Annotated in this window: 17 protein-coding genes; 1 reads left to right on the top strand and 16 read right to left on the bottom strand. The window is 53.7% G+C overall.

Annotated features, from left to right (window positions below):
• Nucleotides 1-169: 169 nt before the first annotated feature.
• From spoVT to pth, 5 genes are all read right to left on the bottom strand, one after another.
• The gene (gene spoVT, locus AC3Y2E_RS27195; protein WP_379216054.1) at nt 170-712 is read right to left on the bottom strand and encodes a stage V sporulation protein T; all 543 of its coding nucleotides are present in this window, start codon (nt 710-712) and stop codon (nt 170-172) included.
• Nucleotides 713-920: 208 nt separating this feature from the next.
• Nucleotides 921-1,964 (bottom strand): peptidylprolyl isomerase, encoded by a 1,044-nt coding sequence (locus AC3Y2E_RS27200; RefSeq protein ID WP_379216056.1) that lies wholly within the window; start codon nt 1,962-1,964, stop codon nt 921-923.
• Nucleotides 1,951-5,472: a transcription-repair coupling factor gene (gene mfd, locus AC3Y2E_RS27205; RefSeq protein WP_379216058.1), complete on the bottom strand. Its 3,522-nt coding sequence runs from the start codon at nt 5,470-5,472 to the stop codon at nt 1,951-1,953. The genes AC3Y2E_RS27200 and mfd overlap by 14 nt, the downstream gene beginning before the upstream one ends.
• A 118-nt stretch (nt 5,473-5,590) precedes the next feature.
• Nucleotides 5,591-5,821 carry an anti-sigma-F factor Fin gene (gene fin / locus AC3Y2E_RS27210; protein WP_379216060.1) on the bottom strand — a complete coding sequence of 77 codons (231 nt, stop codon included), beginning with the start codon at nt 5,819-5,821 and terminating at the stop codon, nt 5,591-5,593.
• Between the two features lie 259 nt (nt 5,822-6,080).
• The gene (gene pth / locus AC3Y2E_RS27215; protein WP_379216062.1) at nt 6,081-6,641 is read right to left on the bottom strand and encodes an aminoacyl-tRNA hydrolase; all 561 of its coding nucleotides are present in this window, start codon (nt 6,639-6,641) and stop codon (nt 6,081-6,083) included.
• A 109-nt stretch (nt 6,642-6,750) separates the two neighbouring features.
• On the opposite strand from pth, the gene AC3Y2E_RS27220 reads away from it, so the two are divergent.
• Nucleotides 6,751-6,951, top strand: coding sequence for a hypothetical protein (locus AC3Y2E_RS27220; protein WP_190931654.1), 201 nt, complete (start codon nt 6,751-6,753; stop codon nt 6,949-6,951).
• A 275-nt stretch (nt 6,952-7,226) separates the two neighbouring features.
• On the opposite strand, the gene AC3Y2E_RS27225 is transcribed toward AC3Y2E_RS27220, so the two are convergent.
• From AC3Y2E_RS27225 to rnmV, 11 genes are all read right to left on the bottom strand, one after another.
• On the bottom strand, nt 7,227-7,847 hold the full coding sequence (locus tag AC3Y2E_RS27225) for a 50S ribosomal protein L25 (RefSeq protein ID WP_379216065.1): 621 nt from the start codon (nt 7,845-7,847) through the stop codon (nt 7,227-7,229).
• A 65-nt stretch (nt 7,848-7,912) separates the two neighbouring features.
• Entirely contained in the window at nt 7,913-9,313 is a 1,401-nt protein-coding gene (gene glmU, locus AC3Y2E_RS27230) for a bifunctional UDP-N-acetylglucosamine diphosphorylase/glucosamine-1-phosphate N-acetyltransferase GlmU (RefSeq protein ID WP_379216067.1), read from the bottom strand.
• Between the two features lie 259 nt (nt 9,314-9,572).
• Nucleotides 9,573-9,857 (bottom strand): septation regulator SpoVG, encoded by a 285-nt coding sequence (gene spoVG, locus AC3Y2E_RS27235; protein WP_110843786.1) that lies wholly within the window; start codon nt 9,855-9,857, stop codon nt 9,573-9,575.
• Between the two features lie 114 nt (nt 9,858-9,971).
• On the bottom strand, nt 9,972-10,364 hold the full coding sequence (locus AC3Y2E_RS27240) for a RidA family protein (RefSeq protein WP_379216069.1): 393 nt from the start codon (nt 10,362-10,364) through the stop codon (nt 9,972-9,974).
• Between the two features lie 127 nt (nt 10,365-10,491).
• Nucleotides 10,492-11,310 carry a pur operon repressor gene (gene purR / locus AC3Y2E_RS27245; RefSeq protein WP_379216071.1) on the bottom strand — a complete coding sequence of 273 codons (819 nt, stop codon included), beginning with the start codon at nt 11,308-11,310 and terminating at the stop codon, nt 10,492-10,494.
• A 79-nt stretch (nt 11,311-11,389) separates the two neighbouring features.
• Nucleotides 11,390-12,244, bottom strand: a complete 855-nt coding sequence (gene ispE / locus AC3Y2E_RS27250; protein WP_379216074.1) for a 4-(cytidine 5'-diphospho)-2-C-methyl-D-erythritol kinase — start codon at nt 12,242-12,244, stop codon at nt 11,390-11,392.
• A gap of 122 nt (nt 12,245-12,366) precedes the next feature.
• The gene (locus AC3Y2E_RS27255; RefSeq protein WP_332075362.1) at nt 12,367-12,555 is read right to left on the bottom strand and encodes a small, acid-soluble spore protein, alpha/beta type; all 189 of its coding nucleotides are present in this window, start codon (nt 12,553-12,555) and stop codon (nt 12,367-12,369) included.
• 86 nt (nt 12,556-12,641) lie between these two features.
• Nucleotides 12,642-12,917, bottom strand: coding sequence for a biofilm formation stimulator Veg (veg, locus tag AC3Y2E_RS27260; RefSeq protein WP_190931647.1), 276 nt, complete (start codon nt 12,915-12,917; stop codon nt 12,642-12,644).
• Between the two features lie 251 nt (nt 12,918-13,168).
• Nucleotides 13,169-14,041 (bottom strand): sporulation peptidase YabG, encoded by an 873-nt coding sequence (yabG, locus tag AC3Y2E_RS27265; protein WP_332075363.1) that lies wholly within the window; start codon nt 14,039-14,041, stop codon nt 13,169-13,171.
• A gap of 63 nt (nt 14,042-14,104) precedes the next feature.
• Nucleotides 14,105-15,016, bottom strand: a complete 912-nt coding sequence (rsmA, locus tag AC3Y2E_RS27270) for a 16S rRNA (adenine(1518)-N(6)/adenine(1519)-N(6))-dimethyltransferase RsmA (protein ID WP_379216077.1) — start codon at nt 15,014-15,016, stop codon at nt 14,105-14,107.
• Nucleotides 15,013-15,582, bottom strand: a complete 570-nt coding sequence (rnmV, locus tag AC3Y2E_RS27275) for a ribonuclease M5 (RefSeq protein ID WP_379216079.1) — start codon at nt 15,580-15,582, stop codon at nt 15,013-15,015. Before rnmV ends, rsmA begins: the two co-directional genes overlap by 4 nt.
• Between the last annotated feature and the right edge of the window lie 112 nt (nt 15,583-15,694).

A 15,694-nucleotide genomic window follows, 5' to 3' on the forward strand; every position in this document is an offset into this window, starting at 1 on the left:
CAGAACTTATATCAATAGTTCTGACTTTGTACACGAAGAACGAAGTCAAACCTACGTTACACTTGTTCTGACTTTGTAAATAAGTATAACCGATCGATCCCAAACAAAAAAGCTTCGCCGGCGGACGTATTGCCTCCTCCGTGAAGCTCTGTCATGATAAGCCGCCGATTTACTGCTCCATCTGCTTGGCGAGGAAAGCGGCAGCCGTTTCCGCCATTTTCAGTTCCATCTGTCCCATCTTGACCGTTTCATCCTTGTTGACCAGCATAACCGCACCGATCGGGTCTCCGCCTGCGACGATCGGAGCGATGACGAACGAGCTGTACAACTCGCTCAAATCTTTACATAGCTCAAACTGTCCCCCATTCGTCTCCACGGTCGCCTTGCGGTTCTCCATGCACGTTTCGACGTAAGGCCCGATCGGCTTGTCGAGATACTCTTTTTTAGAGCCTCCGGCTACGGCGATAACCGTGTCCCGGTCGGAAATCATAGTAATATGATTCGTGCTTTCATACAGCGATTCGGCATATTCCTTGGCAAAATCCCCAAGTTCTCCGATCGGCGAGTATTTCTTAAGTATCACTTCGCCGTCGCGGTCCACGAATATTTCTAACGGATCGCCTTCGCGAATCCGCAGCGTGCGGCGAATTTCCTTCGGTATTACGACTCGGCCCAAATCATCGATCCGACGAACAATTCCAGTTGCTTTCATGATTCTGGTTGCCTCACTTTCCAATGAAGTTTTGGTACGAACTGGATGGTGACGCTCTATTCGCTCTTCCTGTGACAGGAAGTCGACAGACGATTGTACTGCTTGTTTCAATGTCTGCCCATAGTATGTTACTGCTCCCAAATTCTTATGCAGAGTGGAAAAAAGGCGCCCTGAACCAGGACGCCTTCTGTGGAGAAGCATGAATACCTTATTTGGTTGTCTGTCCGCCGGCGGCCGGAGCCGGTTCGGCTTTCGGCAGCTTGTCCGTTTCGACTTTCTCAATAATGCCCGGTAAGTCTTTGTCGATAAAGTCCATCACTTGCGTTTCGGCCAGCTCGCCCTTGAGCTGCTCCTTCACTTCGTCGAACGTTTTATCTTTACGCGCTTCCACCTTCATGACATGGTAGCCGTATTCGGTCTCGACCGGATCGCTGATTTTGCCGATCGGCAGCTCAATCGCCGCTTTCCTGAAATTCTCGACCCATTGATTGACGTCCACGTTCTCGTATTTGCCTCCGGTATCTTTGTTGCCGTCATCGGAGTAATCTTTGGCAACCGCGGCGAAGTCGGCTCCGGCATCAAGCTTCTGCTTCGCTTCCTGAGCCCGCTGCAGCGCCTCTTCCTTCGTACGGATATCTTTCTCCTGGTTCTGATCCTTCAGAGCAACAAGAACGTGGCTGACCGTAGCTACCGTGTAGGCGTTCGCTTTGGCGTTCTCGTCGTATTTGGCTTTCACTTGATCGTCGGTCACTTTTTTCTCGGCGTTCCCGAGCACGATCAAACTTTGCTTGATATAATTTTTCAAATCGTCCTGCGTAATTTTAACTTCTTTCAGCTGATTGTCGAGCGCGTTCTTGTCCCCGCCCTGCTGTTCGAAGTAGGATTTGATCTGGTCGATCTGCTCTTTCGATTTCGTCTCCGCTTCCTTCTTGGACGGCTCGTCCGCTTGCTGGCCGAGCACCCGGAAGGCGATCAGCTGCTTCATCATATGATCCTGGAACGTCGGATCGGTTTCAAATTGAGCATACATCGGGTTAAAAAACTTGACAGAGCCGACGAAGGAATCGTACTCGCCGCGCGTGACTTTTCCGCCGTCCTTATACGTGGCGACGACCTCTGTGCTCCCGGCATTCGCTCCGGCAGCCGAATTTTTATCTTTGCCGCATCCGGTCAAAGCCAGAGCCGCTACGAGAAGCGATGCTAGGGCAACGGATATCCGGCGCGCAGACTTGCTGCGGTTAATTGGCAACATGACGCAACTCTCCTTTCGATTTTAAAGCCTCCCTGTATTGTACCAGAAAACGTTCCAGCATTTCGATGGATGCTTCTGGCTCCAGGCCCTTGCACTTCATCTGGATGACGATTTGAGGCCCCGGAACGAGCTTAACCCGGCCTTCGAATTGCGAAGAAATGGCATGCAGCCGCTGACCGTCCAAATTGCCGTTTTCACTGGTATGAATCTTGACTTGAAGATCGTCTCCTTTTTGCGATATCGATTCGATCGCATATTCGGCTCCGTACACTTTCAGCCTGGCGACGGCGAGCAAATTCAGCACCGCCTGAGGCAGCGTACCGAAACGGTCCTCAATTTCCTCATACATGTCTTTCGCTTCCTCAAGCGTCTTAATATTTGCCACTTTCTTGTAAATCTCAATCTTCTGCATACTATCATAAATATAATCCGACGGTAAATAGGCATCGAGCGTCAGATCGATTTGGGTGCCAGCCGCCACCGGTTCTTTCGGCTGCTCGCCGTGCAGTTCGGCCTTGCGCTTGGCTATCTCCTCCCCTAGCATCTGGGAATAGAGATCAAAGCCGACCGATGCGATAAACCCGTGCTGCTCCGCCCCCAGCAAGTTGCCAGCACCGCGGATCGCCAAGTCTCTCATGGCGATTTTGAAGCCGGAACCGAGCTCGGTAAATTCCTTGATCGCCTGCAGACGTTTCTCCGCGACTTCCGTCAGCACTTTATCCCGCTGATACGTGAAATACGCATACGCAATCCGGTTCGAGCGCCCGACCCGTCCGCGCAGTTGATACAGCTGGGACAAGCCCATCTTATCGGCATCGTGAACGATCAGCGTATTGACGTTCGGGATGTCTACGCCGGTCTCGATAATGCTTGTACTGACGAGTACGTCGTACTCCCCATCCAGGAAGTCGAGGATCGTCCGCTCCAGCTCCTGCTCGGACATTTGCCCGTGAGCGACGCCCACCTTCGCATCAGGCACCAGAAACGAGATTTGCTCCGCCATCTGGTTAATCCCCTGTACCCGATTGTATAAATAATACACTTGCCCGTTGCGCGCCAGCTCCCGCTCGATCCCTTCCCGGACAAGCGCGTTGCTGTGCTCGACTACATACGTTTGGACCGGGAACCGGTTCTCCGGCGGCGTCTCGATGACGGACAAATCGCGTACGCCCAGCATCGACATATGCAACGTGCGCGGAATCGGCGTTGCGGTCAGCGTCAGTACGTCCACATTGGTCTTCAGCCGCTTCAGCTTCTCCTTATGCGTTACGCCGAAACGCTGCTCCTCGTCGACGATGAGCAGTCCCAGATCTTTAAACACAAGGTCAGAGGACAGAAGCCGGTGCGTGCCGATGACAATATCGACCGTCCCCTGCTTGACACTTTTGATCGTCTCTTTCTGCTCCTTCTGGGAGCGGAACCGGCTGAGCACCCGGATATTGATCGGGTAATCGGCGAACCGTTCGCGGAACGTTTCATAATGCTGCTGTGCCAAAATCGTCGTGGGGACGAGTACCGCAACCTGCTTGTTGTCGATAGCCGCCTTAAACGCCGCACGCACAGCCACCTCGGTTTTGCCGTAACCGACGTCCCCGCACAGCAGCCGGTCCATCGGATGAGCCTTCTCCATGTCTTTCTTGATTTCCTCGATCGCCCGAAGCTGGTCCGGCGTCTCGTCGTACGGGAACATGCCCTCGAACTCCTGTTGATAGGTGGAGTCCTTGTTGAACGCATAACCGGACGTCATCTGGCGCTCCGCATACAGCTTGATCAGATCGTCGGCGATATCCTGCACGGTGCTGCGCACCTTGCTCTTCACACGCGCCCAGTCGGCGCCGCCCAGCTTGTAGACTTTGGGCTCCTTCTCCTCGGAGCCGACATATTTCTGGATCAGGTCGATCTGGTCGATCGGCACCGACAGCTTGTCGCCGCCGGCATACAAGATGTGCATGTAGTCTTTATGAATGCCGCCTACCTCGAGCGTCCCGATTCCGACATATTTGCCGATCCCGTGATTGACGTGAACGACATAGTCGCCCACCTTCAGCTCGGTGTAGCTCTTAATCCGCTCCGCGTTGTCCATCTTTTTATCGATTTTGCGTACTTTGCGGTTTTTCTGCGTAAACATCTCGCCTTCGGTAATAACGACCAGATGAATCGACGGCAGCTCGAAGCCGGCCTGAAGATTGCCGTTCAGGATCGCCGGCTCCTCGATCTCATAATCGCCAAGCACGCGGCGGACCCGCTCTACCCGCTCCTCGCCGTTGGCCAGCACCATTACGCGTGCGCCCGTCTTTTTCCAGCGCTCCATCTCCGACTTGAGCACGTTCATCTGCCCGTGGAAATTTTGCATCGCCCGGCACATAAAGTTGACGATATTTTGCGGCTGCGTTTGCGGCACTTGACGCAAAAACAAAGAGACGTACAGCGTCGGAAACGCAGTCCGTTGTAAGATCGTCTCGTATGGCTTGGATAATACGAAGCCCGGAAGCGATTTACCTTCCGCTAGCAGGCTGGTCATCCATTCGCCTTCGTCCCGCTCCAGTTGCCTGGACGTCTCGATGAGACGGCCCGGTTCGTCGATGACGAGAATCGTATCTTTCGGAATATAATCCATAAGCGTATGACGCTCCGGATACAACAAGCCGGCATACTTATAGAGACCCGCGAAAAACTGATGTTCGCGCATCTGTTCGATATCGTGGCCGATCTCTTCCTTCAGCCGTTCCTTCACCTGCCGGTCGGTCATCTTGGCCAGCTGCTCCTGCAGCAAGTCGTACGCATGCTGGGCAGCATTTTGAAAGCGTTTTCTATCTGCGATGAGTTCTTTGCAAGGCGTTACGAGTATGGAGGACATCTGCTCGATCGAACGCTGGTCGGCCGCATCGAAGCTGCGAATCGAATCGACTTCGACGTCGAACAGCTCGACCCGGTACGGAGTCGCCGACGTTAGCGGATAAAAGTCCAGGATGCCTCCGCGAACGCTCATCTCGCCTTTGGATTCTACGCGCTCCACCCGCTCGTAGCCAAGCTCCACCATCCGCTGCAGCAGCGATTCCAGTTCGAGCGTATCGCCTACCCGGATCGTAAACTGCGCTTCGCGGAATATAACGCTCGGCGGCAGCAGCTTGCGTACGCCGGCAAACGGCACCACGACGATCCCGCGGAATCCGCCGGCGAGCCGGGTCAGCGCATCGATCCGCTGAGCGAGCGTCTCGGGGCTGGCGACTGCCGCCTCCGTCACCATAAGCTCGTTGGCCGGATACAACATGACTCGATCTTCCGGCAAACATTCCAACAGATCTTCCGTTATTTTTTGCGCCGAAAACATGTTATGTGTCACAAGAAAGACGGGTCGATCCAGCTTCTCCAGCAGCGCAGCCATAAACACCTGCCGCGACGATCCGGCCAGGCCGGATACGAGCTGCTCCCTCATGCCGGTTTCGATCCCCGTGACGATCGTCTGGAAATCGCGATCCTCGGAAAATGCACGGATCAATGATTGCAAGGGTAAACACTCCTTTTTACGTACAAACCAAAAAGAAAGCCTTGGCGAAGGTGCCGAGGCCTTGTTTCGCATCCGCTCGAGCTGGATTGGTATTCGCATATCCGGCTGATTGGCCGGTTTATTGAAGCGGGCTGGTAATCAGATTCAGCTCCGGATGCTCGTCAAGCGCTTTCCGGCAATAATCGCACGTCAGCCTTACGAGAATGTCGCCACTCTGGCTATACGTAATTATATCTCTGCGTTCTTCAGGGGTCAAGAAATGGAACCCGAGCTGGTATTCGCTCACCATCGGATTATCGATTTCACCCAGCGGCGCCGAGCAATGTCTACAAACATATTTTACAGTCATCGTATGCCTCCCCTGCCGGCCGTATGCCATTCATCCGCGGCTGGCACGCGTTCAGAGCCGCCCGCCTTGTCTGGAAAGCGGGGCCCGCCCTGACCAGCGAACCGTTCCTGTGCGCCGTCTGACGATTTGGACATGGTGCCGCGTATGGGCTTCGGCTCTTGGCCCTTTGTTGTACTAGTATGAACCAAATGACCCAATCTTAAGCGTCGGCAACGGGAAAGAGAGGAAAGAACGCAGAACTGGCTGTTTGAGATATGCTCTACTTATTAAATTTGGCCATCGTCCGGTCGAACTCGTTTTCCAAAGAAAATTCGAGCGCGTCCACCGACGTCTGAACGACGTCCGGAAGCGTCTTCGCTTCTTCCTTCGTGAAATCGGCAAGCACGTAATCGGCGATGTTATATCCCGGAGCAGGACGCGATACGCCGATCCGGACCCGGTTGAAAGTCTGGGTACCGGTATGCTGAATAATCGATTTGATTCCGTTGTGACCGCCGGAGCTGCCCTGATAGCGAAGCCGGATTTGGCCGAACGGAGTATCCAGGTCGTCGTAAACGACTATGCAGTCCTCCAGCGAAGCTTTATAGAAATCCATAAAAGCCCGCATCGATTCTCCCGACAAATTCATATAGGTCATCGGCTTCAGCAGGTATACCTTTTCTCCTTTTACGCGACCTTCGCTGACCAGCGCTTTAAATTTGTTTTGGAAAACCGGCATTCCCCATTGTTCCGCCGCCCGGTCGACCGTCATGAATCCGACGTTGTGACGGTTGTTTCGGTATGCCTGGCCCGGATTGCCGAGGCCCACAATCCATTTCATTTTCGATCACCTTAATCCTTTTTAAAAAAAATTTTCCGCCCATGCAACGAAATGCATGAGTCGATTGTCTATGCTACTAAATTCCAAAATAATAAGCGAGGGTGAGAGTATGTATTCGAACGGCGATCATATTTCGGAAGACGGACAGTTCCAGGATCACATGGAACACGAAGTTCCTGTACAAATCTACTTGGAACGCAACCACCGGGACATCGGATATGTCGAACGCTTCACACCATCGTTCATCAAGGTTAACAGCACTTATTATAACAGAAGTTTGTATACGTTCGTATCCAGACCCGGCTATTAATCGGATTTCGGAAAATGTTCCCCCAGAAGTGAATTCGAGCGGTACCTTTCGCCGGCAGCGATTGGAGCCCGCACGCTTAGGAAGCGGAGAAGCCGCAGCCGGAATGCCCCCCATACGGCTGCGTTCTTCTTCTGCCCCATGCCGATTACTTCTGGGGGCCCGTCCGGGTTTTACGACTGATGTTGTCCCGGACAACTAAATAAGGGTTACGGTCCAATCGGAGCGTAACCCTTATTTATGTGTGCCGGCAGGATATGTCCTGTTAGCTGATGCGGCTAAACTGTTTCCTCCGACGGCTCCGCCTCAGCGGCTGCATCCGCTGCATCCGTGGTATCCTCGGTCGCTTTTTGCGGCACAAGAATCGTACAGAGCACCGCGTTATCGTCCGTCTTCAGCTCAACCGACTGCGGAAGCTTCAAATCTTTCGCCAGGAAGCTGTCGCCGAGCTGCAGACCGCTGACGTCGACTTCGATAGAACCCGGCAGCTCGTTAGGCAGGCAGCGAACCTCGACCTCATGGAGCACGGCTGTCAGCACGCCTCCTTCACGCTGGGCGGGCGACTCCCCGACAAACTCCAGACCGACCGTAGCACGGACCGGCTCGTTCATATTGATTTGGTGAAAATCGATGTGCAGCAGCGTACGCTGCAGGCTGTCCCGGTGCATGCCGTTAATCATAACCGGATGTTTGCCTTGACCGGGAATATCGAGTTCAATGATCGAGTGGGGGTTGCTCCTCAGCAAAGCGCCCAGTTCTTTCTCGTCGACCGTAATCGGCGTGCTCGGCACTTTTTTGCCGTATACGACGGCAGGTACTTTCCCCCGCTCTCTCATCTGCTTTAATTCGGATTTTGTTGCATTATCGTTGCGCGTTTCCGCTCTTAGCGTCGCTTCCATTTCGAAATCCCTCCTGTTGATGGCTGGTCCTACTTAATTTACCCATCTTGCGGAGGTTCGAAACGTCACTTGGACGACTTGTTTTCTTTGGCCGCTTTGAACCGGCTGCGAAGTTTCTCCGCGTATTCCGGCTTGTTCGTCTGATGCTCCCGCGCAATGGCCATCTCGTTATCGGCTACGTTTTTCGTAATCGTCGAGCCGGCGACGAGGAATGCTCCTTTGCCGATCGTAACCGGCGCGATCAGGTTCACGTTGCTCCCGATAAAGGCGTCGTCCCCAATAATCGTCTTATGCTTGTTGAACCCGTCGTAGTTGACGGTAATCGAACCACAGCCGAAATTCACGTTTTTGCCTACCTCGGCGTCGCCAATGTAACTCAAATGCGACACTTTAACGCCCTCTTCGAGAACGGCATTTTTAATTTCCACGAAATCGCCGATTTTCACATGGCTGGACAGCTTGGCTCCCGGACGCAAGTAAGCGAACGGCCCCACGGTAGACCCGTCGCCCACGGACGCCTCCAGCAGCACGGACTGCTTGATATGAACCCCGTCGCCCACTATCGAATCGGTCAACTCGCAGTTCGGGCCAATCTCGCATTCGGTGCCGATGACGGTTTTGCCCTTCAGCGAAGTGCCGGGATAGATGACCGTATCCGCCCCGATGACGACGTCTTTCTCGATGTACGTATGCGACGGATTAATCAAGGTTACGCCGCCGGCCATATGGCTGCGATTGATTCGGTCGCGCATGCAGGACTCGGCTTCGGACAGAGCTACTTTATCGTTCACGCCCATACTTTCCGCAACGTCCTCCGTGCAATAACCGAGAATCTTCTCGCCTTTGGCGCGTAATATATCGATGACGTCGGTAAAATAATATTCCTTCTGGGCATTGTCGTTTTTCACATCCGCCAAAGCCTCGAACAATTTACGATTATCGAAAATGTACATACCCGCATTGATTTCCTTTACGGCATCCTGCTCGGGCGTACAGTCTTTTTGTTCTACGATGGCAGCTACGTGTCCTTGCTCGTCGCGGATGATGCGCCCGTATCCTTGCGGCTTCTCCATAACTGCGCTCAGCAGTGTGGCCGACGCCCCCTGCTCCTGATGAAGGCGAATCATCGCCTGCAAGGTTGCCGCTTGAATCAGCGGGGTATCCCCGTACAAAATAACGGCTGTGCCTTCCTCGTCCTTCAGCATCGGACTTGCCATCATGACGGCATGCCCCGTTCCGAGCTGCTCCGCCTGCAGGGCAAATTCCGCACGGTTCCCCACGTACGCTTTGACCGCTTCCGCTCCGTGACCGACGACTACGACTTTCCGGTCGGCCTGTACCGACTCCAGCACATCCAGCACATGCCCGACCATCGGCTTGCCGCATACCGGATGAAGCACCTTGTACAGCTTTGATTTCATTCGTTTGCCTTGACCCGCTGCCAGTACGATCCCCAGTATCCGCATGTTCGTTTCTCCCTCCAGAAAACTAGTAAGTTAGCTTGTCAGATTGATAGTAAACAACAACCCTATATATATTCGTCATCCTTCCGGAAGAAGCGACCGCCGCGACCGGAAGTTTTCTCGGCAAGTTCGTCTCATGAAGTTATAAACGTCATCAGGACAAGGGCTGCAGGGCCCGATGCCCTAATCGAATATATCGCAATTTGCTCAAAAAGAAAAGAGAGCCGCTTAAGTATGGCTCTCCTCCACGTCATTATTTCACTCATGCTCCTTCTTCGATTACTTCCTCCTCGCTCGAGACCCGGTCGTACTCGGCCAATACGGCGGCCTGGATTTTCTCGCGAGTAGTCGAAGAGATCGGATGGGCAATGTCGCGGAACTCTCCATCGGGAGTCCGCTTGCTCGGCATCGCCACGAACATGCCATTGTTTCCGTCGATAACGCGAATGTCGTGAACGACAAATTCGTTGTCAATCGTAATGGAAGCAATCGCTTTCATTCGTCCCTCGGAGTTTACCCGGCGAAGACGCACATCAGTAATCTGCACTTGTGTTCACCACCTTTTTACTTAGGGAGACTTGGTTTATACTTCCACATTTATAATCTAAATCCTCCTAGATTTTGCCGATTTTTTGTTATTTTTTTTAAATTTATTTGCTATTTAAACTTTTTCGACAACTTTCGCGGCAATCAGTTCAATTTCGACAAGAACATCCTTTGGTAGCCTTGCCACTTCGACAGTGGAGCGTGCCGGCTTATGCTCACCGAAATAAGAAGCATAGATTTCATTAACGGTTGCGAACTGATTCATATCTTTTATAAACACCGTAGCTTTGATCGTATGGGATAATGCAGCGCCGGCCGCTTCCAATACGGCGGTCAGGTTGCGGAATACTTGATGCGTCTGCTCCTCGATTCCGCCTTCCACCAGTTTTCCTTCGCTATCGAGCGGAATTTGTCCGGAAGTGAAGATCAGATCGCCGAACGTTACGGCTTGCGAGTAAGGGCCAATGGCAGCGGGAGCTTTCGTTGTGGATACAATGTTCAAGTTCATATTCGGTTATCCCCTATCTTCTTTAAGTTTGGTTGTTGGACTAGCTGTTCCCCTGTATAACCGAAAAAAATCACCTCGATGATCCAAGGCAATTTCTTCTTCCGGCGCAGCCGGGCCCCGCACGAATTTATGCGAAGTAGTTGCCCGGTACGACCGATATTTGCTTTGTTTTCGGATCGACTCCGGTCAGCTTCGCAATCGAGATATAGTCCTCGATCAGATGCTCGTCCACTTCGGTGGACTCTACGAACACGCCCACTCCCTGCACGGTGGCATGGAATTCTTTAAGCAGGTCGACCATCCCTTGAATCGTCCCCCCGGCGCGCATGAAGTCGTCGATAATAAGTACGTTCGACTGCTCCTTAAGCGACCTCCGGCCGAGCGACATCGTCTGGATGCGCTTGGTTGACCCCGATACGTAGTTAATGCTGACCGCCGAACCTTCGGTAACGCGATTGTCGCGCCGTACGATGACGACGGGCAGATTCAGAAAGGACGCCGTAGCGTAAGCTAGCGGAATCCCTTTTGTCTCTACGGTCATAACGACGTCAAGCTGCTTGTCTGCAAAGGCGGACGCGAACATTTTGCCGATATCGTTAACGAGACCCGGCTGGCCCAGCATATCGCTCATATACAAATAACCGCCGGGCAGTACCCGGTCGGGTTGTTCCAACTGCCGGCGTATGTCGCTCAATATATCGAGCGACGCCGCCTTGGATATTCTCGGCGTAAACTTGACGCCTCCCGCCGCACCCGCAAGCGTATGCAGCTCCCCAAGTCCCTCGTCCTCGAATACTTCTTTGATAATAGCCAAATCTTCACTAATCGACGACTTGGCCGATGCATATCTTTCCGCAAATACAGTCAGCGGTATGAGCGAGTGGGGGCGAAACAACAAATACTGCGTCATTTCCACCAGCCTGGCACTTCGTTTTAATTTCTTCACGCGCCTCTCCCCCCACATCCGCAAAATTCCGAATATTATACACAGAATATATCATTTTCATACGTGATTTCGCAACTGATTACGGAAGCAGCCTGACGGCGTACACGTCTTTGCAAAATCCCCGCAGACCGTTGTAGATACGCGCCACCTTCGACTCCTTCTGCACAAGTCCGAATACGGTAGGCCCGCTTCCCGACATCATCGCCCCGTCGGCTCCAAGCCGCAGCATACATTCCTTGATCTGCCTGACCTCGGGATAATGACGGATCGTAATATCCTCGAGCACATTGCCCATCGAGGCGCACATCTCCGCAAAGCGCTTCTCCCGGATCGCCCGCAGCATATCGGCGGTGGACGGATGGCGCTGGATCGCGGAGGCGTTCAACCGTCCATATATTTCTTGCGTGGAGACGTGAATCGGCGGCTTGGCCAAAATCACCCAGCATTGCGGCGGACCGTCGATCGGCTCCAGCTTCTCGCCGCGCCCTCTCGCGACAGCCGTCCCGCCCGTGACGCAGAACGGCACGTCGGAGCCCAGCTCCGCCCCAAGCTCCTGCAGCTCCTCGGCCGGAATGTTCAGCTTCCATAGCCGGTTCAGACCGCGCAGCGCTGCCGCAGCGTCGCTGCTGCCTCCAGCAAGCCCTGCCGCTACCGGGATGCGCTTGTCCAAATGAATATAGACGCCGCTCCGGACGTCATACCGTTCCTTAATCAGCTTCGCGGCCTGAAAGGCCAAGTTTTTCTCGTCCAGCGGTATATATCCCGCCTGGCTAGAGATGATGATCGTATCCCGAGGAAGCTCCTGCATCTCCAGACGGTCGGCCAGGTCAACCATGGTCATGACCATTTCAACTTCATGGTAGCCGTCGCTGCGCTTATGGAGCACATCCAGCAGCAAATTAATTTTCGCCGGCGCCTTTTCGTAAACTTTCATAACCCACCTTCTTTACCGAAGCGATAACTTTCCATATTATATCAGACCCAAAAAAGAAAAGCTAAAGCAGTTCCGCTGCTTTAGCCCTCATCCAGATCCATATGTCCGCTTCACGCCGGAAGTCAGCGTTTGGGAGCCTGATTCGCAAGCTGCTGTTCGGCGAGCTGGATCGCGCGCTTCACCATGTTGCCGGCATCTTTGGCGCGGATGCCGCCCCACCCTTCCTGTTGAACCGTGTTATAAAACCCCAAATCTTTGGCGAGCTCGTCCTTGAACTGCTCGGACATGATACCGCGTCTGCGTCGACTCATTCTTATCGGCCTCCTTCTAACTGCGGATAGGCCTATTATGTGAAAAAAGCGGCGAAACGATTCGTTTCGCCGCCGGGTTACGTCTTTCAATTATGGATATAGGTGATCCGGACTTGTCCTTCGTCCTGGCATACGGTCACTTCAACGGATTCGGTCAAAATGTCCGCATAGCTGTAAGACACCCGCTTAAACGCGTGCTGGTCTTGGTCCAGCTTGACGATAAAGACAGAAGGGTAGGTTTCTTCCAACACTCCGGAGCGCTCAATCGTCTTCCGACGGCCTCCGTTTGCCCGCAACATGATCTTCTGCCCGACATGGGCTTCCAAACTGCGTTTGATTTCCAATAGCGCATTTTTTGCCATTGTCAACTACCACCTCTTTCCTTAGCTATTATAACTCATCCAGAGGTAGTATGTCAAATTAATCTAAATATTATAGCAGTCAAACAAAGTTGTTGTCAACGCCTTTTCTAACAGGTTTTTTACGATTTTTCGCCCAAAATCAATATTAATATTCACAAAATGTTCATATTTTACTCCTTTTCGGCCGCAAAAAGAAAAAAGCACCAGCAAAAGGTGCTTTTTCAGGAATGATTTGCATAATCAGGACGTGTTCAGGGGGCTGGCTGAGCTTTCAGCTTCGGTAAGCCGAGCCGGTAGCTGCCCCGCGTCTCCACTCCGCCAAGACCGTCAAAGCCGCTGATCGTGCTTTGGATCACATCTGCAACGTTGATCGTCTCCCGAACCGATGTGTATGCCGACTTCACGGCGATGCAGGCCGGGTCCAACGCATGAATCAGCACGCGGGCCGGAGAGCTGGCGAAGTTCGCTCCCGCTTGCAGCAGTGCCTCAAAATGCGACTGGCAGGCCCCCGCGATCACGGTGAGACCGTCTAGATTGCGCTCATATTCCCGCGCCGTCCGGATGCCGATCACGAAGTTGTGCGAATTTTTGTAGCCGTTTAGGCTCGCCGTATCGCGTTCCTTCACGTTTTTCAGAATACCGTCATGACCGGTGATCACGACAATATCCGGCTTCGTCTGAGGAAGCAGACGGTACAGCGCCTGCGACATATTCGGCTCGGTGACGTAGAATCCTTCCGCCGGCACACGGAATTCGCCGTATAGAGCCATGCTTTTGCGCAAATAAGTAGGGTCCCCGTCCAAATGGAGCACTTTGCCGGGCATTTCGAAATAAGAAGCTTGCGCAGCGTTCTGTTTGGCGCCGCCAAGCTCGTTTTGCTGTTTCTCGCGCTGCCAGATCCGGTAACGGGCCAGCTCGCGAAGCGATTCACTCACTTTCATCTGCGAGTACTGCTGCTGCAGCGGCCGCGCGTCCCGAACCGGCAACAAATCCGTTACTGGCGAATCGGCCAGCAGCCGGAAGTCGACGCCTTTCAACACCGCGCGCTTCGTTTCGATCGCGTCGATCTTGAAAATGACGTCGCCGCCATAGGATTTCCGGACAACCAGTTCTCCTTGCTTCATACCACAATCGCCTCCTCGTCTATCCTATGGGCGATATGGGCGTTTGGTGCCTGGGATAATCTTTCAATCGCCGGACTGCTGTTCGAGCTGCCTACGGTACGACAGCACCGCGTTCGCCAGCCGCGCATATTCCGCTATGCTGAGTGTCTCGCCGCGCCGCGTCGGATCGATCCCGCATTCCGCGAGTATCATCTCCATCGCCGGCTTCTCGGCTTTGGCGAATATGCCGGCGAGCAGATTGTTGGATAACGTCTTGCGACGCTGTGCAAAGCAGGCGTGCACGATCTCGAAAAATAACGTTTCATCCTCGACGTGCGCCGGAGGCTCTTCCCTGCGCTTCAAGCGGATGACGGCGGAGTCCACGTTGGGCTGCGGGATGAATACGGTCGGCGGGACGATCGCCACCATCTCAGGCTCGCAGTAATACTGCACGGCGATGCTGAGGCTGCCGTACTCTTTGCCCCCCGGCTTCGCGGCCATCCGTTCGGCTACTTCCCGCTGAATCATGACGACGATATACTCAAGCGGCAGCTTCTCTTCGAGCAGCTTCATGATAATCGGCGTCGTCACGTAATACGGCAGGTTAGCCACCACACTGACCTTCGAGCAGCCGGAGAAGCGTTCCTGCCACAACGCGTGCAGATCCAGCTTGAGCACGTCGCCGTGCACGACGGAGGCATGCGGATAAGTCTCCAACGTCTCTTCCAGAATCGGCAGCAGCCGCTGGTCGATCTCGATCGCCACCACTACGCCCGCTTCCTTGGCCAACTGCTGCGTCAGCGCTCCTATTCCCGGTCCGATCTCCAGCGCCCCCTTGGAGGCGTCCAGCTCGGCGGCCCCCGCGATGTTGCGCAGAATGTTGGCATCCGTCAAGAAGTTTTGACCGAGGCTTTTCTTCAAAGTTAAACCGTGCTTGCGGATGATTTCCTTTGTCCGGTTCGGACTCGATACATCTGCGGCGCGATGGTTGTTCATCCGTTGTCATCCCCTTTTTCCGAAACGCTCATCCGCTCGTAAGCCAGAGCGAATTCTTCACGCCCGATCCGAAACATCCGGCAGCGCTTATAGAACTGTTTGCCGTTGCAATAACCGATTCCGAGCAGCTTGCCCATCTCCAGCCTCCGGGCCGCCGCCTGCGGATGCACGAGAAGGCCGGCGGCCATCAGATCGTCCATCGTAATATCCGATTCCTCGTTCTGGCCGATTGCCGCTTCGGTGCGGACATTTTCAAGCGCCCGGATAATCGCTTCCCTGGAGGCGTTCTCCACCCCGATGTCCGATTTGCGGGTCGCTTCCTCCTGGGTGAGGAAGGCGTGCTTGCAGCCCGGGACTTTAGCCGAGACGATTTTGCGGATGCGTTCGCCTGCATGATCCGGATCTGTGAATATAATAACGCCGCGGCGCTCCTTGGCGAGCGCAATTCGTCTCAGCACTTCGTCGCCGATCGCCGAGCCGCCAGTCTCGATCGTCTCCGCATCCACCGCCCTCTTGATGGCGACTGTATCGTCCCGTCCTTCGACCACGATAATTTCTTGAATCATGTTCTGTGATTCCTTTCCTTGTACGAACAAAAAGAAGAGGGCTCGCCTCTTCTTTCACATTGTTGTTATATATCAATATACCCAATGATCCCGTTTCGATCAACGGTATTGC

Source organism: Paenibacillus sp. MAH-35 (genome assembly GCF_058135425.1).